Annotated in this window: 25 protein-coding genes; 9 read left to right on the top strand and 16 right to left on the bottom strand. The window is 64.1% G+C overall.

Annotation, left to right across the window (positions count from 1 at the left end; all coding sequences use genetic code 11):
- Positions 1–49: 49 nt before the first annotated feature.
- Positions 50–1117 carry a class I SAM-dependent methyltransferase gene (locus tag LB526_RS06300; RefSeq protein WP_224543166.1) on the bottom strand — a complete coding sequence of 356 codons (1068 nt, stop codon included), beginning with the start codon at positions 1115–1117 and terminating at the stop codon, positions 50–52.
- Positions 1114–1968, bottom strand: coding sequence for a prolipoprotein diacylglyceryl transferase (gene lgt, locus LB526_RS06305; RefSeq protein ID WP_224543165.1), 855 nt, complete (start codon positions 1966–1968; stop codon positions 1114–1116). The genes LB526_RS06300 and lgt overlap by 4 nt, the downstream gene beginning before the upstream one ends.
- Before the next feature lie 130 nt (positions 1969–2098).
- Between lgt and LB526_RS06310 the strand changes: the two genes are divergently transcribed.
- From LB526_RS06310 to LB526_RS06320, 3 genes are all read left to right on the top strand, one after another.
- Positions 2099–2401, top strand: coding sequence for an accessory factor UbiK family protein (locus LB526_RS06310; protein ID WP_040990372.1), 303 nt, complete (start codon positions 2099–2101; stop codon positions 2399–2401).
- Between the two features lie 313 nt (positions 2402–2714).
- Complete coding sequence (locus tag LB526_RS06315) at positions 2715–3215, top strand: YbjN domain-containing protein (RefSeq protein WP_040989643.1); 501 nt, start codon at positions 2715–2717, stop codon at positions 3213–3215.
- A gap of 18 nt (positions 3216–3233) precedes the next feature.
- Positions 3234–3593: a tRNA-binding protein gene (locus tag LB526_RS06320; protein WP_127251739.1), complete on the top strand. Its 360-nt coding sequence runs from the start codon at positions 3234–3236 to the stop codon at positions 3591–3593.
- Here the strand turns inward: LB526_RS06320 and LB526_RS06325 are convergent.
- The 4 genes from LB526_RS06325 to LB526_RS06340 form a co-directional block, all read right to left on the bottom strand.
- Positions 3585–4649 carry a glycosyltransferase family 4 protein gene (locus tag LB526_RS06325; protein ID WP_224531367.1) on the bottom strand — a complete coding sequence of 355 codons (1065 nt, stop codon included), beginning with the start codon at positions 4647–4649 and terminating at the stop codon, positions 3585–3587. The genes LB526_RS06320 and LB526_RS06325 overlap by 9 nt on opposite strands.
- A 225-nt stretch (positions 4650–4874) precedes the next feature.
- Entirely contained in the window at positions 4875–6290 is a 1416-nt protein-coding gene (locus LB526_RS06330) for an ATP-binding protein (protein ID WP_224531195.1), read from the bottom strand.
- Between the two features lie 51 nt (positions 6291–6341).
- Positions 6342–7061: a response regulator gene (locus LB526_RS06335; RefSeq protein ID WP_095766537.1), complete on the bottom strand. Its 720-nt coding sequence runs from the start codon at positions 7059–7061 to the stop codon at positions 6342–6344.
- Complete coding sequence (locus tag LB526_RS06340) at positions 7048–7575, bottom strand: MarR family winged helix-turn-helix transcriptional regulator (protein WP_140647554.1); 528 nt, start codon at positions 7573–7575, stop codon at positions 7048–7050. The genes LB526_RS06335 and LB526_RS06340 overlap by 14 nt, the downstream gene beginning before the upstream one ends.
- A 259-nt stretch (positions 7576–7834) precedes the next feature.
- Here LB526_RS06340 and LB526_RS06345 point away from each other — a divergent pair, with 259 nt between their 5' ends.
- The 3 genes from LB526_RS06345 to LB526_RS06355 all read left to right on the top strand — a co-directional run bounded on the left by LB526_RS06345 (position 7835) and on the right by LB526_RS06355 (position 10031).
- Positions 7835–8728: a branched-chain amino acid aminotransferase gene (locus LB526_RS06345; RefSeq protein ID WP_224531198.1), complete on the top strand. Its 894-nt coding sequence runs from the start codon at positions 7835–7837 to the stop codon at positions 8726–8728.
- A 146-nt stretch (positions 8729–8874) separates the two neighbouring features.
- Entirely contained in the window at positions 8875–9183 is a 309-nt protein-coding gene (locus LB526_RS06350; protein ID WP_224626831.1) for a hypothetical protein, read from the top strand.
- A gap of 206 nt (positions 9184–9389) precedes the next feature.
- Entirely contained in the window at positions 9390–10031 is a 642-nt protein-coding gene (locus LB526_RS06355) for an MBL fold metallo-hydrolase (RefSeq protein WP_140838645.1), read from the top strand.
- Positions 10032–10101: 70 nt separating this feature from the next.
- Here LB526_RS06355 and LB526_RS06360 read toward each other — a convergent pair whose 3' ends face one another.
- The 3 genes from LB526_RS06360 to LB526_RS06370 form a co-directional block, all read right to left on the bottom strand.
- A complete protein-coding gene (locus tag LB526_RS06360) occupies positions 10102–10515 on the bottom strand; it encodes a BA14K family protein (protein ID WP_095766542.1) in 414 nt (137 codons plus the stop codon).
- Between the two features lie 267 nt (positions 10516–10782).
- Complete coding sequence (locus LB526_RS06365; RefSeq protein WP_008877668.1) at positions 10783–10995, bottom strand: cold-shock protein; 213 nt, start codon at positions 10993–10995, stop codon at positions 10783–10785.
- 238 nt (positions 10996–11233) lie between these two features.
- Positions 11234–11446 (bottom strand): cold-shock protein, encoded by a 213-nt coding sequence (locus LB526_RS06370; protein WP_006202520.1) that lies wholly within the window; start codon positions 11444–11446, stop codon positions 11234–11236.
- A gap of 450 nt (positions 11447–11896) precedes the next feature.
- On the opposite strand from LB526_RS06370, the gene LB526_RS06375 reads away from it, so the two are divergent.
- Both LB526_RS06375 and LB526_RS06380 read left to right on the top strand, forming a co-directional pair.
- On the top strand, positions 11897–12289 hold the full coding sequence (locus tag LB526_RS06375; RefSeq protein ID WP_224626834.1) for a Kazal-type serine protease inhibitor domain-containing protein: 393 nt from the start codon (positions 11897–11899) through the stop codon (positions 12287–12289).
- A 190-nt stretch (positions 12290–12479) separates the two neighbouring features.
- Positions 12480–14114 (top strand): tetratricopeptide repeat-containing sulfotransferase family protein, encoded by a 1635-nt coding sequence (locus LB526_RS06380; RefSeq protein WP_224626836.1) that lies wholly within the window; start codon positions 12480–12482, stop codon positions 14112–14114.
- A 292-nt stretch (positions 14115–14406) separates the two neighbouring features.
- On the opposite strand, the gene LB526_RS06385 is transcribed toward LB526_RS06380, so the two are convergent.
- From LB526_RS06385 to LB526_RS06415, 7 genes are all read right to left on the bottom strand, one after another.
- On the bottom strand, positions 14407–14760 hold the full coding sequence (locus tag LB526_RS06385; RefSeq protein WP_224626838.1) for a DUF1428 domain-containing protein: 354 nt from the start codon (positions 14758–14760) through the stop codon (positions 14407–14409).
- Between the two features lie 181 nt (positions 14761–14941).
- A complete protein-coding gene (locus LB526_RS06390) occupies positions 14942–15358 on the bottom strand; it encodes a VOC family protein (protein ID WP_095766546.1) in 417 nt (138 codons plus the stop codon).
- 156 nt (positions 15359–15514) lie between these two features.
- A complete protein-coding gene (locus LB526_RS06395; protein ID WP_095766547.1) occupies positions 15515–15697 on the bottom strand; it encodes a hypothetical protein in 183 nt (60 codons plus the stop codon).
- 95 nt (positions 15698–15792) lie between these two features.
- The gene (locus LB526_RS06400; RefSeq protein WP_224626841.1) at positions 15793–16182 is read right to left on the bottom strand and encodes a nuclear transport factor 2 family protein; all 390 of its coding nucleotides are present in this window, start codon (positions 16180–16182) and stop codon (positions 15793–15795) included.
- Positions 16183–16303: 121 nt separating this feature from the next.
- Positions 16304–17830 (bottom strand): ABC-F family ATP-binding cassette domain-containing protein, encoded by a 1527-nt coding sequence (locus LB526_RS06405; protein WP_224626843.1) that lies wholly within the window; start codon positions 17828–17830, stop codon positions 16304–16306.
- A 459-nt stretch (positions 17831–18289) separates the two neighbouring features.
- On the bottom strand, positions 18290–21412 hold the full coding sequence (gene uvrB / locus LB526_RS06410; protein ID WP_318013250.1) for an excinuclease ABC subunit UvrB: 3123 nt from the start codon (positions 21410–21412) through the stop codon (positions 18290–18292).
- 99 nt (positions 21413–21511) lie between these two features.
- On the bottom strand, positions 21512–22435 hold the full coding sequence (locus LB526_RS06415) for a LysR substrate-binding domain-containing protein (RefSeq protein ID WP_224626845.1): 924 nt from the start codon (positions 22433–22435) through the stop codon (positions 21512–21514).
- A gap of 104 nt (positions 22436–22539) precedes the next feature.
- Between LB526_RS06415 and LB526_RS06420 the strand changes: the two genes are divergently transcribed.
- A complete protein-coding gene (locus LB526_RS06420) occupies positions 22540–23760 on the top strand; it encodes a clavaminate synthase family protein (RefSeq protein ID WP_224626848.1) in 1221 nt (406 codons plus the stop codon).
- The last annotated feature ends 182 nt before the right edge of the window (positions 23761–23942 follow it).

The raw sequence follows: 23942 nt of genomic DNA on the forward strand, positions 1-23942 counted from the left end.
CGAAGTTCGGAGTACGAAGCGGACCAGCCGGTGAAACCGCTCGTCGATCTCAGGCGGCTTTGGCCGCCGGCAGGATCTTCATCACCTTGAACAGCTCGCCCATCGCGTCGCGGCCGGCCAGGCGTTCGACCGCGTCCGAAATGGCTTGACGTGTCTTGGCATCGGCATCGGCGCCGAGCGTGCCGGCGCGCTCGAGCAGGCCCATGCCGAGCAGGAATTCGCCCTGGGTCGACAATTGCACATCGAGACCGTGAGCGCGCGCCATATCGGCAAGGGGCGTGAAATCGACATGGGCGGTGAGATCGGCTTCACCTGGGTTGGCCAGCACGTCTTCGCGCCGATGCCGGCGCAGCGCCTGGAAGGTGTCGCCGATCCCCGGCCGGAGGTGGCCGTAGTCGATGAACAGGCCGGCGCCGCCCTGGCCGGCGATGCGTTCGGCGATCACCGCCATCAGCGCCGAACGGGCGGGCGCGATTTCGGCGACGGCGCCTTGCGGCGCATCGGCCGCGGCGGCCGGTAGCAGTGCCGGATCGACAGACCCCGCGCCGGCGAAGAAACGCAGTTCATCGGCGCCATCGAGGCCGACCACGCGCTCTCGCCAGCTTTCGCCGACATGGACGAACTGCCGGATCGGCACCGCGTCGAACAGCTCGTTGCCGACGATGAAGAGCGGCTGCCGCGGCAGCGTGTCGATGGTCTGGTGCCAGGCAAGCGGCGCGCTCTCGCCGGCAAGCGTCTGCTTCTGGATCTCAGCCAGGCGCGGGCTGGTCTCGATGAGGGCAAACGAAGCCTTACCGGTGAGCGCCGGGTCGAGCCGTGACCAGGTGCGCAGCATGTCGTTCATCAGGGTGCCGCGGCCGGGACCGATCTCGGCGAAGGTCGCGGGCAACGGCCGGCCGGCACCTTGCCAGGCCTGATAGAGCCAGACGGCGACAAGCTCGCCGAACATCTGGCTGATCTCTGGCGCGGTGATGAAGTCGCCGGCGACGCCGAAGGGCTCGCGCGTCGTGTAGTAACCGGCGTCGGGATCGAACAGACAGAGCGCCATATATTCGCTGACCGGGATCGGCCCCGCCGCGCCGATCAGGCCTATGATGCGCTCCTTCAGCCGGGTCATGCCGCCCGCGGCTCGGCCGCCGGTCTTGCGGTGACCATGGCCCAGATGCCGGCCAGCACCATCGGCGTGGACAGGATCATGCCCATGGTCAGCCAGCCGGTGCCGAGCAGATAGCCGAGCTGCTGGTCGGGCTCGCGGAAGAACTCGACAAAGATGCGCGACAGGCCGTAGCCGCAGATGAAGGCGCCGCCGACGAAGTGCGGCGTCTTCAGCTTCAGGCGCGAATGGGTGAGGAAGCGCAGCACCAGGAAAAGCACGAGCCCTTCGAGCAGCGCCTCGTAGAGCTGGCTGGGGTGGCGGGTGAACGGGCCGCCATTGGGGAATTCGATCGCCCAGGGCACGTTCGACGGCCGGCCCCAAAGCTCCGAATTGATGAAGTTGGCGACCCGGACCAGGCCCAGCCCAACCGGCACGCCCGCCGACACCACATCGAACAATGTCCAGGTGGGGATGCGGCGCTTGAGCGAAAACAGCGTCATGGCGAGGATGACGCCAAGCAGGCCGCCGTGGAACGACATGCCGCCCTGCCAGACCGCGAAGATGTCAAGCGGATGCGCGATATAGCGCGGCAGGTCGTAGAAGAGCACGTAGCCGGTGCGCCCGCCGAGCACGACGCCGATCGCCGCCCAGACGATGAAGTCGTCGAGATCCTCGGGCTTCATCGGCAGATTGCCGTTGGGCCACAGGCGCGGGTTGGTGACCAGGCGCTTGGCGTACCACCAGGCAAAGAGGATGCCGACGATATAGCCGACGCCGTACCAATGCACCGCCAGCGGCCCGATATGGACAATGACCGGATCGATATTGGGGAAGGGCAGGGAGGCCAGCGGCAGCAGGAAATATTCGCTCAAAACGGTTCCCCGGTGACTGTCACGATTGGGCGCGGACCATGCGGCAGGGTTTTGGCGCGGTCAAGGCAAGGCTTCGCTTGCATTCCGCGCCGCTCGCCACTACGTCAAAATGACAAAGCGAGGATATGCCATGGCGACTGGACCGAACCGCATTCTCGATGAATTCGCAAAGATCATGACCGATGCCGCGGGTGCCGCGCAGGGCGTGCGGCGCGAAGTGGAGACGGCGTTCCGGGCCCAGGCCGAGCGCATGCTGAATTCCATGGATGTGGTGCAGCGCGAAGAATTCGAGGCCGTGCGCGAGATGGCGGTCAAGGCGAGGGAAGACAACATCCAGCTGGCGACGCGCGTCGAGGCGCTCGAGGCCAGGCTCGCCGAACTGACCGGACAAGCCGCACCAGCGGGTGCTGCAAAGCCCCGCGCAAAAAAATAATCGTTAAACTTTTCCACATAGCGCGATCCGAAAAATCGCTTTGCCGTGAATCGTTTACCGGCATCGCATGAATCTTCGTGACAGCCACCTTTCCACATGCGGATGGCGCGGTGCGAAAAATTGGGCTGTTCACGCGACTCCCGATCAATAGACTGAATTTGTTGCATGATTCGAAGCAAGGTCATGCGCCGGGCGGTGGGGTCCGGTTGGGTCTTTGTGTCGGAAAGTCCTGACCGTCCGAGTTCTAGACAAGATTGTTCGTCGTGTGTGCCCCGCGGAGCGTGTGGCGCTCCCCTGAACACAGGAAGCATTCATGGAACTCCTCGAACTCGAATTCTCCCGCGAAATCCACCCGGTGGACGTCATCGAGCAGGTGGCCCACAACAACGACTGGTCCTTCGAGCGCGCCGGCGACGACGAGATTTCGATTTCGGTGGCCGGCAGCTGGACAGACTATCACGTCTCCTTTTCCTGGATGGAGGATTTCGAGGCGCTGCATCTGGCCTGCGCCTTCGACATCAAGGTGCCGGAGACGCGCGCGCTGGAAGTGATGCGGCTGCTTTCGCTGATCAACGAGCAGATGCTGTTCGGGCATTTCGACCTGTGGGAGCAGGAAGGCGCGATCATGTTCCGGCAGTCGCTGCTGCTTGCCGGCGGGGTCGAGCCGTCGAGCCAGCAGGTCGAGGTGCTGCTGTCGTCGGCGCTCGAGGCCTGCGAATGCTATTTCCAGGCCTTCCAGTTCGTCGTCTGGTCGGGTACATCGGCCAAGGACGCGCTTTCCAGCGTGCTCTTCGAGACCCATGGTAACGCCTGAACTAAGCCAATTCCGCCAATGAGTTCCAGCAGCGAGCGCAAGCCCGAGATCAGCTTTGCCGATTTCGACCGTGTCGACATCCGTGCCGGCACGATCGTCGAGGCCGAGCCGTTTCCGGAGGCGCGCAAGCCGGCGATCAAGCTGAAGATCGATTTCGGCCCGGCGATCGGGGTAAAGAAATCGTCGGCGCAGATCACCAAATACTACGCGCCGGAAACGCTGATCGGCCGCCAGGTCTTCGCGGTGGTCAATTTCCCGCCGCGCCAGATCGGCCCGTTCATGTCGGAAGTGCTGACGCTGGGCTTTCCCGACGAAGAGGGCGCGGTCGTGCTCGGTGCCATCGAGCGCAAGGTGCCGGACGGCGGGCGCCTATTCTAGGGCGAGCCTGGAGCGAACTGGAGCCACCCTGTCCTGATCGGCGCGCTTGCTTGGCATGCCCAGCGCTTCGTCGACGGCGTCGAGGAACATTTCGGCGCAGGCCTGCCAACTATAGCGCATCGCGCGCTGGCGCGCTTCGGCGCGATCGACGTGAGTCGCCTTCATCGCCGCCTCGCCCAGGTCGTTCGACACGGCCCCGCCGACGCCATCGCCGACAATATCGATCGGTCCGGTCACCGGATAGGCGGCGACGGGCGTTCCGCTGGCCAGCGCCTCGATGATGACATTGCCGAAGGTGTCGGTGCGGCTCGGAAAAACGAAGACATCGGCCGACGCGTAGATCTCGGCCAGCTCGTCGTTCGGGCGGTGGCCGAGAAAATGCGCGTTGGGATAGCGCGCCTTGAGCTTTGCCAGTTCCGGTCCTTCGCCGACGATAACCTTGCTGCCGGGCAGGTCGAGATCAAGGAAGGCGGTCAGGTTCTTTTCGATTGCGACCCGGCCGACGCACAAGAATACCGGGCGGGGGAATCCGGTTTCCTTGCGCTTGTTGGGCCGGAAATGGTCGGTGTCGACGCCGCGCGTCCAGGGCCTCAGCTTGTTGAAGCCGCGTGCCGCGAGATCGTCCGCCAGCGATTGCGTCGCGATGAGCGTGCCCTGTCCGGAATTGTGGAAGTCGCGCAGCCAATTGTAAGCCCAGCTCTCCGGCACCGGCAGGCGGGCGCTGAGATATTCGGGAAAGCGCGTGTGATAGCTGGTGGTGAAGGGGCGGCCCACTTTTCGGCAATGGCGGCGCGCCATGATGCCGAGCGGACCCTCGGTGACAATGTGGATGTGGTCGGCCTTGGCGGCCTCGATCATGCGCGCGACGCGGCCAGGCGTGGTCAACGCCAAGCGAATGTCGGGATAGGTCGGCATCGGCAAGGTGCGAAACAGGTTCGGCGTCAGGAAATCGAGCTCGACGTCGAAGGGTTTCAGCGCCTCGGTGAGGCGTTCCAGCGTGTGCACCACGCCGTTGACCTGGGGCCGCCACGCGTCGGTGACCATCAGGATACGCATGGCGATCCCGATACGCATGGCGATCCTTTGCCGCAATAATTCCTGAGCGCGCCGGCGCGGTGCCGGAACGGCAACCAGGCAGCCGCTCGCGCCTCGCTCCAGCGCACCCGGGCAGGGGCCGGATCGAAGCGATGCGGCAGGGCCGAATCAACAGAGGTCGCGCGCTTCATGCGCGCTCTTGACCATGATTTCATGACGGGCGGATGAAGCTTGTCTCGGCTGGACTTACGCAGGCACCTTGATCACGGCGCGCAGGCCGCCGAGCGGGCTGTCCTCGAGGCTGACGTCGCCGCCGTGACTGCGGGCGATGTCGCGGGCGATCGACAGGCCAAGGCCGGTGCCGCTGGCATCGAGATTGCGCGCCTCGTCGAGCCGCAGGAAAGGCTTGAACACCTCTTCTCGTTTGTCGGGCGCGATGCCCGGTCCGTCGTCGTCGATGGTCACGGTGAGCGAGCCGCGGCCATGATTGGCGTGGACCTCGACGGTCTTGGCATAGCGGAAAGCATTGCCGATGACGTTCGACAGCAAACGGGCAAAGGCGTTCGGCCGCACATGCACGGTCGGATCGCCGACCAGCGTCGTAGCGAGCTTGCAGCCGCGCAATTGCGCTTCCTCGCCGAGCTTCTGGAAATAGGTCTCAAGGTCGAAGCGGCCTGTATCCTCCGCGGACTCGCCGCGGGCAAAAGAGAGATAGCCTTCCAGCATCGACTGCATGTCGTCGATGTCCTGGTTCAGCGCGGCCTTGGTCTCGGACTTGCCGCCGGCCAGCGCCAGCTGCAGCTTGAAGCGGGTGAGAATGGTCCTGAGGTCGTGGCTGACGCCGGTCAGCATCGCGGTGCGCTGCTCGATCTGGCGCTCGATGCGCTCTCGCATCTGGATGAAGGCGAAGCCGGCGCGACGGACTTCCTCGGCGCCGCGCGGGCGGAAATCGCGCGGCATCGGTCGACCCTTGCCGAAACTCTCGGCGGCCTCGGCGAGCGTCAGGATCGGCCTGATCTGATTGCGCAGGAACGGGATGGCGATCATCAACAGCACCAGCGAGGTCCCGACCATCCAGATCAGGAAGATATGGGTGTTCGAGGCATAAGCCTGGCTGCGCCTCACGAAGACGCGCAGCACCTTGCCTTCAAGCTGGACGCGAACCTCGACGACGTTGGAGTTGCCGACGGTGTCGATCCAGAACGGACGGTTGATCTGCTTCGTGATCTCCGACGACAAGGCCTCGTCGAGGATCGAGAAGAACGGTTTGGGACCGGGCGGCGGCAGCGGGTCTGGCGGCAGCAGATCCACCTTCAACTGCATGCGGTCCTGGGCGATGCGGATGATGTTGGCGTAGTCAGCGTCGTGCGGATAGGTCTCCATCATGTCGATGACGGCCGCTATGTCCGAGATGGTCGCCTGCGACAGGCGCTGCGTGACAGTCTGCCAATGGCGCTCCATGAAGACGAAGGCGACCACCGACTGCAGCAGGATCATCGGCGCGATCACGATGATCAGCGAGCGGGCGTAAAGCCGTTTCGGCATATAGAGTGCGACCAGGCGCCAGAACCGGTTCCAGGCACGCGGCATCGCCCTCAGCGTCCGCAATGCGAGATCGCCGGGACCGCTTCCTTTTGGCTTGTCCAGTTGCGTGGTCGCCATTCGCCCTTCCGCTCGTCGATGGCCGTTCAGCAAAGGGCCTTCGACGGTAACCTATTCGACGCTGAGCCGATACCCAATACCGCGCACCGTCTGCAGCCACACCGGATTGGACGGATCGCGCTCTATCTTGCGGCGCAGCCGGTTGATCTGCACGTCGATGGTGCGCTCGCCGACATCCGATTCATCGCCCACCAGCTCATGGCGCGGTATGGTTTCGCCCGCCCGCGCGGCGAAGATCGCGAGGATCTCCTGCTCGCGGTCGGTCAGCTTAAGCGCCTCGCCGCCGCGCTTCAATTCACGCTTGGCGATCTGGAATGTGTAGGGCCCGAACACCAGTTGCTCCACCTTCGGCGTCGCCGCCGGGCCGCCACGGCGCAGAATGTTGTTGATACGCAGGATCAGCTCGCGCGGATCGAACGGTTTCGGCAGGTAATCATCGGCGCCGGCTTCCAGGCCGGTGATGCGGCTGTCGGTCTCGGACAGCGCCGTCAGCATCAGGATCGGCACGTTCTTCTCGGCCCGCAGCGCCTTGGTGAGGTCGACGCCGGTCTCGCCCGGCATCATCACATCGAGCACCAGAAGGTCGAAGTCGAGGCCGGCGAGCTTGCGCCTGGCCTCGCCGGAATTGCCGGCCACGGTGACGCGAAAACCGTTCTCGGACAGATACTGCTTGAGCAGGTTACGGATACGCGTGTCGTCGTCGACGACCAGAAGATGCGGCGCGTCATCGTCGGGCGCTGACGGATGATCGACCTTCTCAATGGTCTCCATGGTTCTTCCCCGATGTTTGCGCAGGCACAATGTCAATCTGCGCTCTTAGTTCCGGATTGACCATCGCTTCCAGAAAACGCTCGATCGTGGCGCGTTCGGTGGTTCCGGAATCCTCCAATGCCGCACGGATGCGGCGCGACTGTGGCCGCGCCAGTGCCAGGGCCAGGGCGCGACCCTTGGCGGTCGGGTAAAGCTCGCGCTGCCGGCGGTCGCGCGGACCCTGCACCTGGACGATGTGATCGGTGTCGATCAACTGCTTCAAAACCCGCGCCAGGCTCTGCTTGGTGATCTTCAGCACATCGAGCAGCTCGGCGACGGTGAGGCCCGGCCTGCGGTTGACGAAGTGCAGCACACGATGATGGGCGCGGCCGAAGCCGTAATCGGCGAGGATCTGGTCCGGGTCGGAGGTGAAATCGCGATAGGCGAAGAAAAACAGCTCGATGATGGCGAAGTCGATGCCGTCCTCATCGGCGATGGCCGTCCTGATCGGTTTTCCGGCTGCGGGGCTCGTCATCGTTTCTCCATGCGAGGCGGGAATTACGTCAGTACTATTGACGTAATTTCCGGGCAATGATAATTTTTGACAAGCTTTTCGGCGGATTGCGAACAAAAAGGCAAGAGGAAGCCGTTTTTCCGGAACTTCCTGAGTTTGCCACGGATTGAATATCCGCCTACGCTTTCAAGCATTGGCCAGCGTTTCGGATCCTGTGCGGGGCCGGTTCGAAAGGTCATAAACACAACGATTTGCGGGCGCCTGCCCGCGGGAGGTTTCCATGGCATCCGTTCCCTTCGATCAATTGGAAGGCTTCATCTGGATGAACGGCGAGTTCGTCAAATGGGCCGACGCCAAGATCCATGTGCTGACCCATGGCCTGCACTATGCCAGTGCCGTCTTCGAGGGCGAGCGCGCCTATGGCGGCCAGATCTTCAAGCTGACCGAGCACAATGAGCGCCTGCATGAATCGGCGCGCCTGCTCGGCTTCAAGATTCCCTATCCGGTCGCCGAGATCGACGAGGCCTGCCGCACGCTGTTGAAGAAGCAGGGTTTCCAGGACGCCTATGTGCGTCCGATCGCCTGGCGCGGCAGCGAGCAGATGGGCGTTTCGGCGCAGAACAACCGCATCAACTGCGCCATCGCCATCTGGCAGTGGCCGAGCTATTTCGATCCCGCGCAGAAGCTCAAGGGCATTCGGCTCGATGTCGCCGAATGGCGCCGGCCCGATCCGCGCACCGCGCCGTCCAAGTCGAAGGCCGCCGGCCTGTACATGATCTGCACGCTGTCCAAGCACGCCGCCGAGGCCAAGGGCTACGCCGACGCCATGATGCTCGATTGGCGCGGCCAGGTGGCGGAAGCGACGGGCGCCAACATCTTCTTCGTCACGGACGGCAAGATCCATACGCCGACGCCCGACTGCTTCCTGGACGGCATAACCCGCCGCACGGTGATCGGCCTGGCGAAGGACCGCGGTTTCGAGGTGATCGAGCGCGCCATCATGCCGGAGGAGCTCGAAGGTTTCGAGCAGTGCTTCCTCACCGGCACCGCCGCCGAGGTCACGCCGGTTTCCGAGATCGGTCCATACCGATTCGAGGTCGGCGAGATCGCCAAGACATTGATGAATGACTATTCCGCCGCGGTGCAGCCAAAGCATGCAATCGCTGCAGAATAGAGATAGTCACAGCTTTTTTGTGCAATAGGGGCGGTTTTCGAGCCGCCCCTTTTATTTAAGCGCGCGCGCATTTGACTTTCGAACAATTCGGCGTCTCATGATGGCGTCGGCCCGAGGAGGCTGGCGGCTATGGAGGGACTAGTTACATGGACAGCAACACGATTATTCAGATCGTTGTACAGGTAATTGCCGGCGTTGTCGGTGGCCAGGCGGTTGGCGCGGCGTTCAAGCAGGCGGCGATGGGCCAACTTACCAAAATCCTCAGCGGTGCGATCGGCGGCGTCGGCGGCGCGGCCATTCTCGGCAGCCTGCTCGGCGGCGGCGGCGTTGACGCGGCAGCGGCGGCGGGCGGCATCGGCAGCGCGCTCGACCTGAAGAACCTCCTCGGCGGCGTTGGCGGTGGCGCGATCCTGACCGGCATCGTCGGCGCGGTCATGAATGCGATGAAGAAATAGCTACGGTCTTTCGGACTTTGCCGTGGGCGGCCTCGGCCGCCCATTCCTTTTTTGACCAAGCCGGCGGCCTCGGCCGCCCAATCCTTTTGGAAACATGGCCAGCGGCCTCGGCCGCGCATTTCCTCCCGAAGTTCGGACAATGGTGGACGAGGCTCGCCGGGCTGTCTACATCAGGGCGACACTTCGAAGGAAGGGAAAGGAATGCCATGGGTCAGCTCAATGCCGGTATCGTGCCGGTCACGCCCTTCCAGCAGAACTGCACCATTCTCTTCGACATGGACGACAGGTCGGGCGTCGTGGTCGATCCCGGCGGCGATGTCGACCAGATACTGTCGGCGCTGAAGGACAATGCCATCACCGCCGGCGCAATTTGGATCACGCATGGTCATATCGACCATGCCGGCGGCGCGATGGACCTGAAGGACGCGCTGGGCATCGACATTATCGGCCCACATGAGGCCGACAAGCCGCTGCTTGCCAATCTCGAGAACCAGGCCAAACGTTTCGGCCTCACCGATCCGGTGCGCAATTGCGTGCCGGACCGTTTTCTCACCGAAGGCGAAACGGTGTCGTTCGGCAACCATGTGTTCGAAGTGCTGCATTGCCCGGGACATGCGCCGGGCCATGTCGTCTACTACAACCGGGCAGCCAAATTCGCGCATGTCGGCGACGTGCTGTTCCGCGGCTCGATCGGGCGCACCGATCTGCCCGGCGGCGACCACGCAGCGCTGATCGCCTCAATCAAGGACAAGCTTCTGCCGCTAGGCGACGACATAGGTTTCATCTGCGGCCATGGCCCGGGTAGCCGCCTTGGCGACGAGCGGCGGACCAATCCGTTTCTGACCTGACCTTCAAAAGAAAAGCGCCGCGGGGAGCGGCGCTTTTCTTGGGCAGGGAACCCAGGCGATGTTCGATCGGTCAGTTGGCTACGCAGAAATGCTGAGCGCCGTCACTGCCGGTGAAAGTGCCGGTCCGCGAATTGAAGCTGCGGTAGCGGTCCGAGCAATACTCGTACCAGCCGCGGGTCCACGGCTCGGCGTAGCGGTCGGCATAGACGACGCGCGGCTGCTGAACATAGTAGCGGCGCACCGGCCGGTAGACATAATAATCGTCACCATAGGCCGGTTCGTAATAGCGCGGCCCGGGGTTGCTGAGCGCGCTGCCGATCAGAGCGCCGGCCGCGAGGCCGACAACGCCGGCGGCGAGGGCGTCACCGCCATGATGACGATGATGGTGCCAGCGCCAGTCGTCCGCATTGGCCGCCGAGAAGGTGGCCAAGGTGGTCGCGGCAATGCCAACACTGAGGATGGCGGTCCTGAGAAAACGGTTCATTTTCGGTCTCCTTCGCGCCGGCCCGCGCGTTTTTCGGGGGATACGGACCGGCTTTAGCAAAGGTTAATAGAAGACCGTGGCTGAACGGAGGCTGAACGGAAATCGGCGTAAACGATTTTTCGAGGCCTGGGGATTTTTCGAGCCTCGGCGGTTTGCGAGGCTTGGCGATTTTCGAAGCCGGCGACGTTTCCGGACCTGGGCACAATCCGTTCCGGGGCGGGAGCGGTCCCGCCTGAAAAGCTTCCGTCGGATCCGTCGCGAGCCGGCTTAGCCGACCGACAGATTGACGGCCTTCGGACCCTTGCCGCGCTTGTCCGGCTCGGTGTCGAATGTCACTTTCTGCCCATCCTCAAGACCGGGAAGGCCCGACGCCTGCACAGCCGAGATGTGGACGAAGACATCCTTCGCGCCATCATCGGGCGTGATGAAGCCGAAGCCCTTGGCATGGTTGAAGAATTTGACGGTGCCGGTCTGCGGCATGGGAAACTCCTTTGATCCCATCAAGTCAAGTCTCGGGCCGGCAAACTGCCCGAGAGGAAATTTGTCCTTTATTTTAGCGCTATCGGCAAGAGAAAGTTTTCGCCTGCCGATCCAAGCATTTGCGCGCAAAAAAGGCGCAACCTTTTCGGTCGCGCCTTCGCAAATTCAAGCCTGTCCTGAAGCCGGTTCATGATCCTGCCGCACCATTGCATCCGCAACGATAGGCTGTTTCGGCGGATCAGGCGGCGCGCAGGTTGACCGCCTTCGGGCCCTTGCCCATGCGGTCCGGCTCGACGTCGAAGGTGACCTTCTGGCCGTCGACCAGCGTGCGCAGGCCAGAGGCCTCGATCGCGGAAATGTGGACGAACACGTCCTTGGCGCCACCATCCGGCGTGATAAAGCCGAAGCCTTTGGTGGCATTGAAGAACTTTACAGTACCGGTCTGGGCCATTGGGGAAAACTCCTTCACCCGTGTCAGTCTTGGTGGTTTGCCCGCTGCCTCGCGCCTTGGGCAAATCCCGGTGGTTGCTTCGGCGGTCATGCATTCGCGCATGGTCAAACCCCCCGCCGAAAAACGGGGTTGTCAGAGATTCACACTTATCGGGGAAAGGTCGTCCAAAACGTTCCGCTCTCCGGGTCGCAAATGCCCGAACATGATTTTTATTACACGGAAACGTGATGGTTGCAAGACGACGCTCGCGGGCGGCCAGCGGCGCGTCCAACGCTAGGCCTCGATAGACCCGGCCCTATCACCGGTCATCGGCCAGAGGCGGGCCAAGCATGGGCCAGAATGTAGGTGGCGACGACCGTTCCGTGGCTCCACAAACGATGGTTGCGTTTAACGCGCAGGATGCGAGGATACCGCGAGCCGGCATCACGCGTCGGGATGGAGGAGGGGTATATGCGGCTTCTTGCGGTGTCATGGCAGGGCGTTGTCGTTTTCACGCTGTCGGCGCTGCTGGCAGCCTGCACCGTCGTCGTCGACGATGGGCCGCGCCCGCTGCCGTCCCGGCCGCATCCGCAGCTCTGCACCATGCAGTACCAACCGGTCTGCGCCCGGCGCGGCGGCGACCGGCAGACCTTTGCCAATGCCTGCCTGGCTGAAAGGGAAGGCTACCGCATCGTGCGGGGCGGTCCTTGCCTCGACGGCGGTGGCGGTGGTGGCGAACAAGCCTTCTGCACGCGCGAATACGCGCCGGTCTGCGCCAGACGCCATGGGCAGATGCGCACCTTCCCGAACGCCTGCGAGGCGCGCGCGGCGGACTATCGCATCGTCGGCGACGGGCCGTGCTGAGCAGACCGCCGTGTCCATTCGCAAGATAGACACCGCGAGGCGCGCTGACGTTTGTCTTGAATCTCTTGCCCGCATGGCTTAGGTCCGGCGGACCAACAAATACGGCAGGTTTCCCATTAACAAAGATCGCAGAAGAGCGGCAAACGCCGGTGGCAGGCCAGGTGGCTCGGCGAGCCTGCTCGATCCTTATGTGCAAAAGGCGCTGCAACTGCACCAGGCCGGCCGGCGCCAGGAGGCTGAGGGCCTCTACCGGCAGGTCTTGGGGCAGCAGCCGAACCATGCCGCCGCGCTGCATTTCCTCGGGCTGCTGCTGCACCAGACCGGCAGGAGCGAGGAAGGGCTCGATCTCATCGAGCAGTCGGTGACGCTGCAGCCCCAGAATGCCGACTTCCTCAACAATATGGGCACGGTCATGCGCGATCTCGGGCGCGTCGCCGCCGCGATCGATTTCTTCCGCGGCGCGGTGGATATCCGGCCGGACCAACTGGCCGCGCGCGACAATCTCGGCTCGTCGCTGAAGCAGCTCGGACAGCTCGACGCGGCTGAGGAGATCTATCGCGGCACCATCGGCCGCAACCCGTTCCATGTCCGCGCGCGCATCGGCCTTGCCGAGACGATGCAGGAGGCCGGTCGGCTGGATGAGGCGATCAAGCTGTTTAGCGAGGCGCTGTCGATCCGGCCGAAGGACGCCGAGTTGCTCTACGGGCTTGGCGTCGCGATGATGGAGAAGGGCAAGCTCGGCGAGGCGGCCGATTTCGCCCGCCAGGCGTTGGCGATCGCCCCGAACATGTCGAAAGCCTGGCTGCTGCTCTCGCAGGTCAAGCGCCAGACCGAGCGCGACAAGGAGCTTTCCGGCATGGAGGCCGAGCACGCCAAGGCGCCGCAAGGCAGCCTCGCGCGCATGCAGCTCTCCTTCGGCCTGGGCAAGGTCAATGACGACCTCAAGGATTACGGTCGCGCCTTCGACTATTTCGCCGAGGGCAATGCCATCCGCCGCAAGGCGATCGACTACGATCCCGCGCGCACGCGCGGCGAATTCGAGGCGATGAAGGCGGCCTTCGACACAGCCTTCTTCGAGAAGCGCAGGCCAAGCGGCATTTCCGACGACACGCCGATTTTCGTCGTCGGCATGCCGCGCTCCGGCACCACGCTGGTCGAGCAGATCATCGCCAGCCACCCGACGGTCTTTGGCGCGGGCGAGTTGAACATCCTGAAGACGGCCGTCGGCAAGCAGTTTCCGATGAGCATGCCGGGCGGCTTCCCCGCTGGTATCGCCGATATGCCCGACAAGGCCTTCGCCGAGGCCGGCCAGGCCTATCTCGACATGCTGCATAGCCGCTATCCGGGCTACCGCCATGTCACCGACAAGATGCCGGGCAACTTCCTGCTGGTCGGCTTCCTGCACATGATGCTGCCGAAGGCCAAGATCGTCCATTGCGCGCGCGATGCGGCGGCCACGTGCCTGTCAATCTTCAAGGTGCATTTCCGCGGCGACAGCCACCGCTACGGCTACGACCTCGGCGAGCTCGCCGATTTCCATAACCTCTACACCGATATCATGGCGCATTGGCACAAGGTGCTGCCAGGCGTCGTGCATGATGTGCGCTATGAGGATTTCGTCGCCGACCAGGAAGGGCAGTCGCGGGCGCTGATGGCGTATCTCGGCCTGCCCTGGGACGACAAGGTGCTGTCCTTCCACGAGACGGACCGGCCGGTGCGCACCGCTTCCGCCGCGCAGGTGCGCCAGCCGATGTATCAGGGCTCGGTCGATCTGTGGAAGAGGTATGGGGAGCGGCTGAAGCCGCTGCTTGATCGGCTGAACTAGCACACGCGTTAGCGATTGGCCGAAGCGCCCGAACTTCGTCATCCTCGGGCGGAGCGGGAGCGAAGCGGACGCGTAGACCCGAGGATCCATTCCGTGACCTCGCGCGAAGGTTAAAGGCGGCGCAGAACAGAGGTCGTTTTGCTTCGCTGCAAAGCTCATAGGTAACGGAATGGATCCTCGGGTCTGCGTCGCGTCGCTTCGCTCCTTGCTCCGCCCGTGGATGACGACCTGACGAGCGTCTCGGCCAATCGCAACGGATTGCGATCAGCCGACACTGGCGTTCCGTCGCTCCTCAAAGCTGGATGAATGGCTGGAAGCCGCCGAAGATCATGCGCTTGCCGTCGAACGGCATGGCGGACCAGTCCATCTTGAGACGCTCATCGGCCATCACCTTGGCCATGACCGCGTCGCGGCTCTGCCTGGACTCGTAGACGACCCAGGAGAAGATGACGACCTCGTCGTCCTTCGCCTGCACGGCGCGCGGGAACGAGGTCAGCTCGCCATAGGGGACGTCGTCGCCGACGCATTCGACATAGGCGAGCGCGCCGTGCTCCATCCAGATGGCGCCGGCGTTCTCGGCCATCTTCTTGTACGCATCGAGATTTGCCTTCGGCACGGCAAGCACGAAACCATCGACATAGGACATGCTGAACTCCTCTTTGTGGCGTCTCTTCCCCTGTGGGAGAAGGTGGATCGGCGCGCAGCGCCGAGACGGATGAGGGGTGCTCCAGCTTGGCGCTAACTACCCTCACCCGGATCGCCAGTCGATTTGCGAAGGGCAATTCGGGGCAATCCAACCTCTCCCACAAGGGGGGAGGTAGACGGGCTCACTTCACCGGCGCGTTCATCGCCCAGGCGACGCCGAAGGGGTCTTTCACCTGGCCCCAGCGGTCGCCCCAGAACATCACCTGCAGCGGCGTGACGACCTCGCAGCCGGCATCCACCGCGCGCTGCCACCAGGCATCGATGTCGTCGCTGCCGAGATGCAACTGCAGCGTATAGCCTTGCGCCGCCTGGTGCGGATGACCGTGCTCGGGATAGGCATCGCCCAGCATCAGCGTCGAGCCGTTGACGTAGAGATGGATGTGCATGGTGCGGCCCTTGTCGTCAGGCGGATAGGCGAACACTTCCTCCGCGCCGAAAGCCTTCTTGTAGAACTCGGCGGCCTTGATAGCGCCGTCGACCTGCAGGTAGGGAGTCAATCCGCCAAGGACCTTGGCGCGGGGCGGGGTCTGGTCGTTCATTCTCGTGTTCCTCTTCACGGGTTGATCCGGTTTTGCGACCCCAGGACGGATGAGGCGGCGGCGATCCTACATGGCCCGCGAATTATTTTTTTGAGTAGCTGGCCCAAACAGCTCGGGCGACAAGCGCGGCTGCAAAACGATCGCATCGAAAGCGACTTATATGACCTTCGCCGAGAAGGTGGCGGCGCGGCGGCTTTCGCGCGTTTCGAAAATCTCCGGAAAGCCGATGTCCTTGCGCAGCTCGGCCGGCAGCGACAGCAGGATGCGCTCGCTGCGATGACGGGCGCGCGCCTGGACGTAGCGGTTGGCAAGACGGCCGATGGATGACAGTACCGACATGATGTCTCTCCCTGGTTGATGCCGGCATCATCGTGTCGGCATCCCAAGGACGAGGCGGCAATCGGCGATCCGACAGGTCGCCCTCGATTTTTTTTTCAGAGCACCGACGCGGCCAGCGCGGTGTCGTAATATTCCACCATCTCGATGATCTCGCCGTCGCGGACCGTCCAGAAATTGGCGGTGCGCATGATGAGCTCCTCGCCGGTGGCGCGGCGCGTCATGTGGATCTCGACCTGCGCGGCCACCTTGTCGCCGCCGTCGATGAGCTCGACCGGGACAAAATGCCGGTACTCGAAGTCGTCATCGAGCGCCAGCAGCCTGGCGAGGAATTCCTGCTTGCCGTGCGCGGTGCCGGCATGACGCGATTGCCGGGGATCGGCAATCCAGCGGAACACGACATCTTCAGCGCACCGAGACAAGGCGCCCTCGATGTCGCGATCCACATAGGCCTGATAGAGATTGCTGACGATTTCCACTGCACGCATGGCCCATTCCCTCCATGGCTAAGCAGTTCAGCATGCGCTTTTTTTAGCAGGTGGAAAAGTATCGCCGAGCCGGCAGCAACGCCTGTCGGGCCGGCAGCGCCGGCCCAACAGAGGTATCGTCTCAGCTCGGCATCTCGGCGACCAAGCGGAAGAAGGCTTCCGGGTCGTCGACCTCGGTCAGCCGCCGCTTGTCGATCAGCCAGAAGCGATTGCCGACGGCGCGGATGAAGGAGCGATCATGCGAGGCAAGCAGGCAGCTCGCCTGATGCTTCAACAATTCGTCCTCCAATGCTTCCTGGCCGTCGATGTCGAGATGGTTGGTCGGCTCGTCGAGCAGATAGAAATTGGGATGGATGAGCCTGAGCACCAGCATCATCAGCCTCGATCTCTGTCCGCCGGACAGAGCGCCGATGTTCCTCTCCTGCATCTCGATCGCGACGCCGGCGCCGGCGAGCAGCGAGCGGGCGCGCTGCTCGCCGACCTCGAAGCGGCGCGAGACCATCGCCAGCGGCGTGTCGTCGCCATCGATGCCCGACAGCGCCTGATCGCTGTAACCGAGCACGGTCGACGGCGTCACCTTGATGTTCGCGACCGATCCCGGCTCGGCGATGGCGCCGCGGATCATTGCGATGAAGCGCGTTTTGCCGACGCCGTTGCGGCCAAGCAGCACGATGCGATCGCCTTGGCAGATGTGGCGCTTGCCGGTCCTGAACAACAGCGTGCCGTCAGGGGTTTCGACCGCCGCGTCCTCCAGCGTGATCAGCACCTTGGCGTGGGTGCCGCGGTTGGCCAGCTTGATCGCGCCGGCCGAACGCTCGCGATGCGCTTGTATGGCGGCGTCCTCCAGCTTCTCGGCACGTTCCTTGAGCTGCCTGGTCTTCACCGTCAAAAGGTCGCTGCCGGAATTGATGCCGATATTGTTCAACTTGGCGGCCTGCTTGCGCAACTGCTGGGCGATCTTCATGTCGCGCCCGAACTTGCGCGCCGTCGAGGCATCGAGCTCGTCGAGCGCCTGCCTGGCGCGCGAATAAGGCAGCGCGAACACCGGCGATTCTTCCGGGCGCAGGAACAGGGTACGGTTGATGGCCGCGTCGAGGAAGGCACGGTCGTGGCTGGCGATGATGACCGGCACATCGCGTGGCAGCGCATTGAGCCATGTTTCCAGCTGGCTGATCCTGGCGAGGTCGAGATGATTGGTCGGCTCGTCGAGCAGAAGCACGTCGGGATCGGTGACCCAGACGCGGGCGATCAGCGCCAGACGCTGCCAGCCGCCGCTCAGAGCGCGCATCGGCCGGCCGCGCATGTCTTCCGGCACCTCGAGCGAATCCAGCACGACGTCGACGCGCCAGAACTCGCTGTCGCGCTGTTCGGGCGGCAAGGCATCGGCGACGACGTCATGGAAGCTGCGGCCGAGGAATGCGTCAGGGATGGATTGCTCGACATGGCCGACGCGCAGGCCGCGCGACCAGGTGATGTCGCCGGTGGTGGGTTCGAACGCGCCGGCCAGGCATTTGAGAAGTGTGGATTTGCCACGGCCATTGGCCGCGACGATGCCGAGCCGGTCGCCGGAGCCGATGATGAGGTCGAGGTTGGAGAAGAGCGGCGCACTCATGGTGACGCCGAGGGATTTGAGGCTGATCAGGGCCATGTCGATTTCTCTGGTCTGTCCGGAAAATCCGGCTCAATGCACTTTGACGGTGCGCCCCTAGGCCATCAGGCCAGGTTCAGCGGCACCACGAAGGGCAGACCAAAAATCGAAGCGGGAAAACCCGGACCGTCCTGGTCAGCCCTGCAAGCGAGCTCGCAGGGCACAGACAGGGCCGCGCTGACGGTGGTGGCAGTAGTTCACGCAGCCCTCCTTTCCAGATGTTCGAGTTGAGAATTGGGTACACCGGGGGAGGGGCGGAGGCAAGTGGTCCGCACTTCCCTTCTCCCCTTTGTGGGAGAAGGTGGATCGGCGCGTAGCGCCGAGACGGATGAGGGGGTGTTCCAGCGGAGTGAGACGGCCGCGACCTCTTCGCTGGACAAACGGTGTCGCCAAGCTGGAGCACCCCTCATCCGTCGCATTCGGCGACACCTTCTTCCACAAGGGGAGAAGGAAAAGATGCTACTGCCCCGGCCGGCCGGTCTTGCCCGGCCGGCGTTTTTGACGCCGCTCGTCGCCAGGGTCCTCGTAGGAGCCGATGCCGGCTCGCTGGCGGACGATCGGCTTGTCGTCTCGTTCCTTCGCGCCCGTCCTGCCGGACATCTCCCCCGCCGGAGGAGGCGTTGGCTGCGGCTTCGCCGGCTTCTTGCCCTCGACCGGTTTCTCCGTGCGGCGCACGGTCATCTCGTCGAGCGAGTTCTTCCTGAACAGGGGCTTTGTCGGCTCGCCGGGAATGCCGAAATCGGAACCGTGCGCTTCCTGCGCGCTCTGCTTCTTGAACAGCGAACGCGACACTGCGCCGGCCGGGGTCGTCATGTCGGTGCCGGGCCCCATGTCGTCGATCGACGGCTTGGCGAAGAGCGGCTTCTTCACCGGCACGGCGCCATCCGCGCCCATCTCGTCCAGATGCGGCTTGCGGAAGAGGTTGGGCCGGGCAGCCTTTGCCGCCTCCTCGGCGGCACGTGCCTCATCGAGCTTGCGGAAGCGCTCCTGTTCCTCGACCGTGCGATGCTTGGCCACGCCCTTATTGTGCTTGCCCTTTTCGCGGCCTGAGGCAGGGCTTTGGCCTTCCACCTCGCGCGCCAGCGGGTCGTCGGAGATGGCAAGCTCCATCTCGCGCAGCCGCTTGATCTCGTCGCGGACGCGAGCCGCCTTCTCGAAATCGAGATTGGCGGCGGCGTCGCGCATCTGCTTGTCCAGCGCCTCGAGGTGCGTCTTCAGATTGTTGCCGATCATCGCCCCGGCGTCGTCGGTGAACTGCGAGATGTCGGCGCGGACATGGTCCTTCTCGTAGACCGAGTCGAGGATGTCGGCGATGCGCGACTTGACCGATTCCGGTGTGATGCCGTTGGCGGCGTTCCACTCCATCTGCTTCTCGCGGCGGCGGTTGGTCTCGGCCATCGCCCGTTCCATCGAGCCGGTGATCTGGTCGGCGTAGAGGATGACCTTGCCGTCGACGTTGCGGGCGGCGCGGCCAATGGTCTGGATCAGCGAGGTTTCCGAACGCAGGAAACCTTCCTTGTCGGCATCGAGAATGGCGACGAAGCCGCATTCGGGAATGTCGAGGCCCTCGCGCAATAGGTTGATGCCGACCAGCACGTCGAAGGCGCCGAGGCGCAAATCGCGCAGGATCTCGATGCGCTCCAACGTGTCGATGTCAGAATGCATGTAGCGGACGCGGATGCCGTTCTCATGCAAATATTCGGTGAGGTCCTCGGCCATGCGCTTGGTCAGTACGGTGACCAGCGTGCGATAGCCGGCCCGGGTCGTGTCGCGGATCTCGCCGACAACATCGTCGACCTGGCTCTTGGCCGGGCGCACCTCGACCGGCGGATCGATCAGGCCAGTCGGGCGGATGACCTGCTCGGCGAAGACGCCGCCGGACTGCTCGAGTTCCCAGGCGCCGGGTGTCGCCGAAACCGCCACCGACAGCGGGCGCATGGCGTCCCATTCCTCGAAGCGCAGCGGCCGGTTGTCCATGCAGGACGGCAGGCGGAAACCATACTCGGCCAGCGTCGCCTTGCGGCGGAAGTCGCCGCGATACATGCCGCCGATCTGCGGCACGGTGACATGGCTTTCGTCGATGAAGATCAGCGCATTGTCGGGCACATATTCAAACAAGGTCGGCGGCGGATCGCCGGGCTGGCGTCCGGTCAGGTAACGCGAATAGTTCTCGATGCCGGCGCAGGAGCCGGTCGCCTCCAGCATCTCCAGATCGAAGCGCGTGCGCTGCTCCAGCCGCTGCGCCTCCAGCAAACGGCCAGCCTTTTCAAGCTCTTGCAGGCGATGCTTGAGCTCCTCCTTGATCGACTTGATGGCTTGATTCAAGGTCGGGCGCGGCGTCACATAGTGCGAGTTGGCGTAGATCTTGACGCTCTTCAGCTCGCCGGTCTTCTGGCCGGTGAGCGGATCGAACTCGGTGATCTGTTCGATCTCGTCGCCGAACATCGAGATGCGCCAGGCGCGGTCTTCCAGGTGGGCGGGGAAGATCTCGATGGTGTCGCCGCGCACGCGAAACGAGCCGCGCACGAAGTTGATGTCCTGGCGCTTGTACTGCTGGGCGACGAGGTCGGCGAGAAGCGAGCGCTGGTCGAGCCGGTCGCCGACCTGCATCTGGAACGTCATCGCCGTGTAGGTCTCGACCGAGCCGATACCATAGATGCAGGACACCGAGGCGACGATGATAACGTCGTCGCGTTCCAACAGCGAGCGGGTCGCCGAGTGGCGCATGCGGTCGATCTGTTCGTTGATCGAGGATTCCTTCTCGATATAGGTGTCCGTGCGCGGGACGTAGGCTTCCGGCTGGTAATAGTCGTAATAGGAGACGAAATACTCGACCGCGTTCTCGGGGAAGAATTTTTTGAACTCGGCATAGAGCTGCGCGGCAAGCGTCTTGTTCGGCGCCAGGATCAAAGCAGGGCGCTGCGTCTCCTCGATCACCTTGGCCATGGTGAAGGTCTTGCCCGAGCCGGTGACGCCGAGCAGCACCTGGGTGCGGTCGTTCCGCTCGACGCCTTCGACGAGGTCCTTGATGGCTGTCGGCTGATCTCCGGCGGGCTCGAAATCCGAGACCATCTTGATGGCGATGCCGCCCTCAGACTTTTCCGGGCGGGCCGGACGGTGCGGCGTCCACAGCTGGCCGTCCTTGTGCAGCGGATTGCCGGATTCGATCAGCGCCGACAGCGCCGCGACCGTCGCGGTGACGCCGCCGGACGAAACCGACTCGGCATCCTCCAGGCTGATGTCGAGGCCGGCCACAGGGTTGAGGCCAGCGGCCGCGCGCTCCTTCGCCGAGGCAGCGCCGCCCATCGAGGTGCCGCGCGCGGTGCGGCCGGGCGCCGACGAGCGCTCGGGTATCTTCTTCGGCGCTTTTGCCTTCGGCTGCTTTTCAGCTTCACGTTCGATCTGCCCGGCCCAATCGGAGATCGAGCCGGTCAGCGGCGCGCCGGAAAAGTCGGCCTGCGGCGCTTCCGCGAAGCCGCCGGGCTCCAGCGGCTCGGCGGCATCGAGGAATTCGGTCAGCGGGCTGCGCCGCTTCGGCGCGCCGTCTTGCGAAGGCGTCTTCTTGTCAGGATGTCTGGCCATGGCCCGAATATGGGAGGACTCGGCCGAAATGGAAAGAGCGGAGTGAAAGGGCTCCGGCCGAGCGCGGACGCTGCTGACAGAAGGCTGTCAGGAAAGGGGTCATGATCCGATTGGCCTGGGAGCGTCTGCGATTGCGGCAAGCGCCGCGGCGACGGCGGCGGCGCGGTGGGCCTTCGGCCCGTCAACCGGCCAGACCAGGCGGCGCTTGATGGTCAATGCCGGAACCTCGCGGGCAATCTCGACGAGCTGGCCGGAGCGGAAATGCTCCCTCAGCACCAGTTCGCTGGCAAGCAGCGCGCCCATGCCGGAAATCGCGGCATGCGCGGCCAGCACGGTCAAGGGGAATCGCGGTCCGTGGTCGATGTTCTTGCGTTGGCGGCGGGCGGCGGCGAACCAGTTTGCCCATGTGGGGTAGACGTCGTCGCCCATCGTCTGGTCGATGTGGAGGAGGGGCAGGCGGTCGAGCACTTCGGCGCTGTCTTGATCTGTGCGGTTGCGGATCAGCGCCGGGGCACAGGCCGGGACCACCCTTTCGGTGAAAAGATCGGCCGATGCGAGATCCCTGGCCGTGCTGTTGCGGTAACTGATGGCGAGGTCGATGCCTTTCTCCAGCATCGAATCCAACGCGATCGACACGACGATGCGCACGTCCAGTCTGCCGAGAGCCGCGCGGACATTGCCAAGGCGCGGCGCCAGCCAAAGCGAGGCGAAGGACGGATCGGCGGCGATGGTGAAGGTATCGGCACGGCGCTCGAAACGCAGCCGCCGCAGTCCGGAGGCCAGCGCGTCGAAGCCGCGGTCGATGTCTGGCAGCGCCGTCTCGGCGATGCGTGTGAGCGCGATGCCGTTGCCCTCGCGCCTGACCAGCTTGACGCCAAGCCGGTCCTCCAGCTGCCGCAACTGATGGCCGACGGCGCCCGGCGTGACGCCGAGCTCGTCGGCGGCGCGCGTCAGGCTGCCTGTGCGCGCGGCGGCTGCAAGCGCACGCAAGGCCGACAGCGGGAGGTCGCGAAGAAACGCCATGGATTGAGAATAGCTCAAAACTTGCGAAAACAAACTCGTTTGCAAGAAAAGCCGCGAGCGCCCTACCGTTGTTGAAGCCAACTCAATCCAGGAAAGCCGTCGCCATGCTCGATATGCAGACTCAGTCCGTCCCCGCCGGCCAGGCACTCGCGACGCGCTCCTTGCGGTCGATGCGCAATGAAGGACCGCGCATGGCCGTGGAATTCGATGACGGCAGCGCCGGCCGGCTGTCGATGCGCTGGCTGCGGCTTGCCTGCGAATGCGGGATATGCGGCGACACCGCTTCCGGAAAGCGCTGGCTGACGCCTGCCGATGTTCCGGCCGATACCCGCGCGACCTCGATCGAGATCTCGACGGATGGGACGATGGACATGGTCTGGCAGGACGGCCATGTCTCGCGCTTCGCGGCGGACTTTCTGGCGGCCCATGCCGGACGCGGCGGCGACTTCGGCGCTCCACGCTTTCAGCCGGAACTGTGGAATAGCGATCTCGGCGCGCGGCTTGGGCGCTTCGCCTTCGACGCCGTGGTGGAGGATGACGCGGCGCTTTTCCAGTCGCTGCGCGCCTTGCGCGACCATGGTATCGCCATGCTAACCGGCGTCCCGGCCGAGCCGGAGGCGACGCTGCGCGTCGCCGGCCGCTACGGGCCGGTGCGCGAGACCAGCTACGGCAAGGTTTTCGATCTGATCTCGCGGCCCGACGCGCGGGTGGCCGGAGAAACGGCGCGCGCGCAAATTCCGCACACGGACGAGCCGTTCCGCTATTCGCCGCCGGGCTTCATCTTCTTCCATGCCATCAGGACCGGCGTCGGCAGCGGCGGCACCTCGTTGATGGTCGACGGTTTTCAAATTGCCGGACGGATGCGCACAAACAGTCCGGATCTGTTCGACCTGCTCGCGCGGCATGGCGTGATATTCCATCGCGAGCATGCCGGCGACGTGTTCTTCAGCGCCGAGGCGCATGTCATCAGCCTCGACGCGAGCGGCGCCGTCACCGGCATACGCTTCAACGATCGCTGCCTGGCGCCGCAGACGGGCGCTGTCGATGAGATCGACGGGCTGATCGAGGCGCTTGCCGAGCTGACCCGGCTGATCTGCGATCCGGCGAACCAGTTCCGGCATCAACTGCAGCCCGGCGAGGTGCTGGTCTTCGATAATCAGCGGGTCCTGCACGGGCGCACCGAATTCGATCCGACACTGGCCGTCCGCCATCTCAGAAGCTGCAACCTCGACCGCGACGGCGTCCACAGCGCCTTCCGCACCCTGGCGCGGCGCTTCGCGCCGGAAGAGGCGCAAGCGGTGCTTTATCAGGGCGCAATTTTCTGACGATAGCCGGGGGGACGGCGTCGACCTCGAAGGTTCGGTTCCTCGCCCCCGCCAGAGGCGGGGGAGAGGTGTCCGCGAAGCGGACGGAGAGGGGTTTCGTAAGGCGCAAGGCCTTCTTTTCAAAGCGCTTTTCGCCGCCCGGACCGGCGCCCCCCTCTCCGTCTCGGCTTCGCCGAGCCACC

Origin of the sequence: Mesorhizobium sp. CA6 (assembly GCF_020165035.1) — a bacterium.
In the GTDB taxonomy this organism is placed as follows: Bacteria; Pseudomonadota; Alphaproteobacteria; order Rhizobiales; family Rhizobiaceae; genus Mesorhizobium.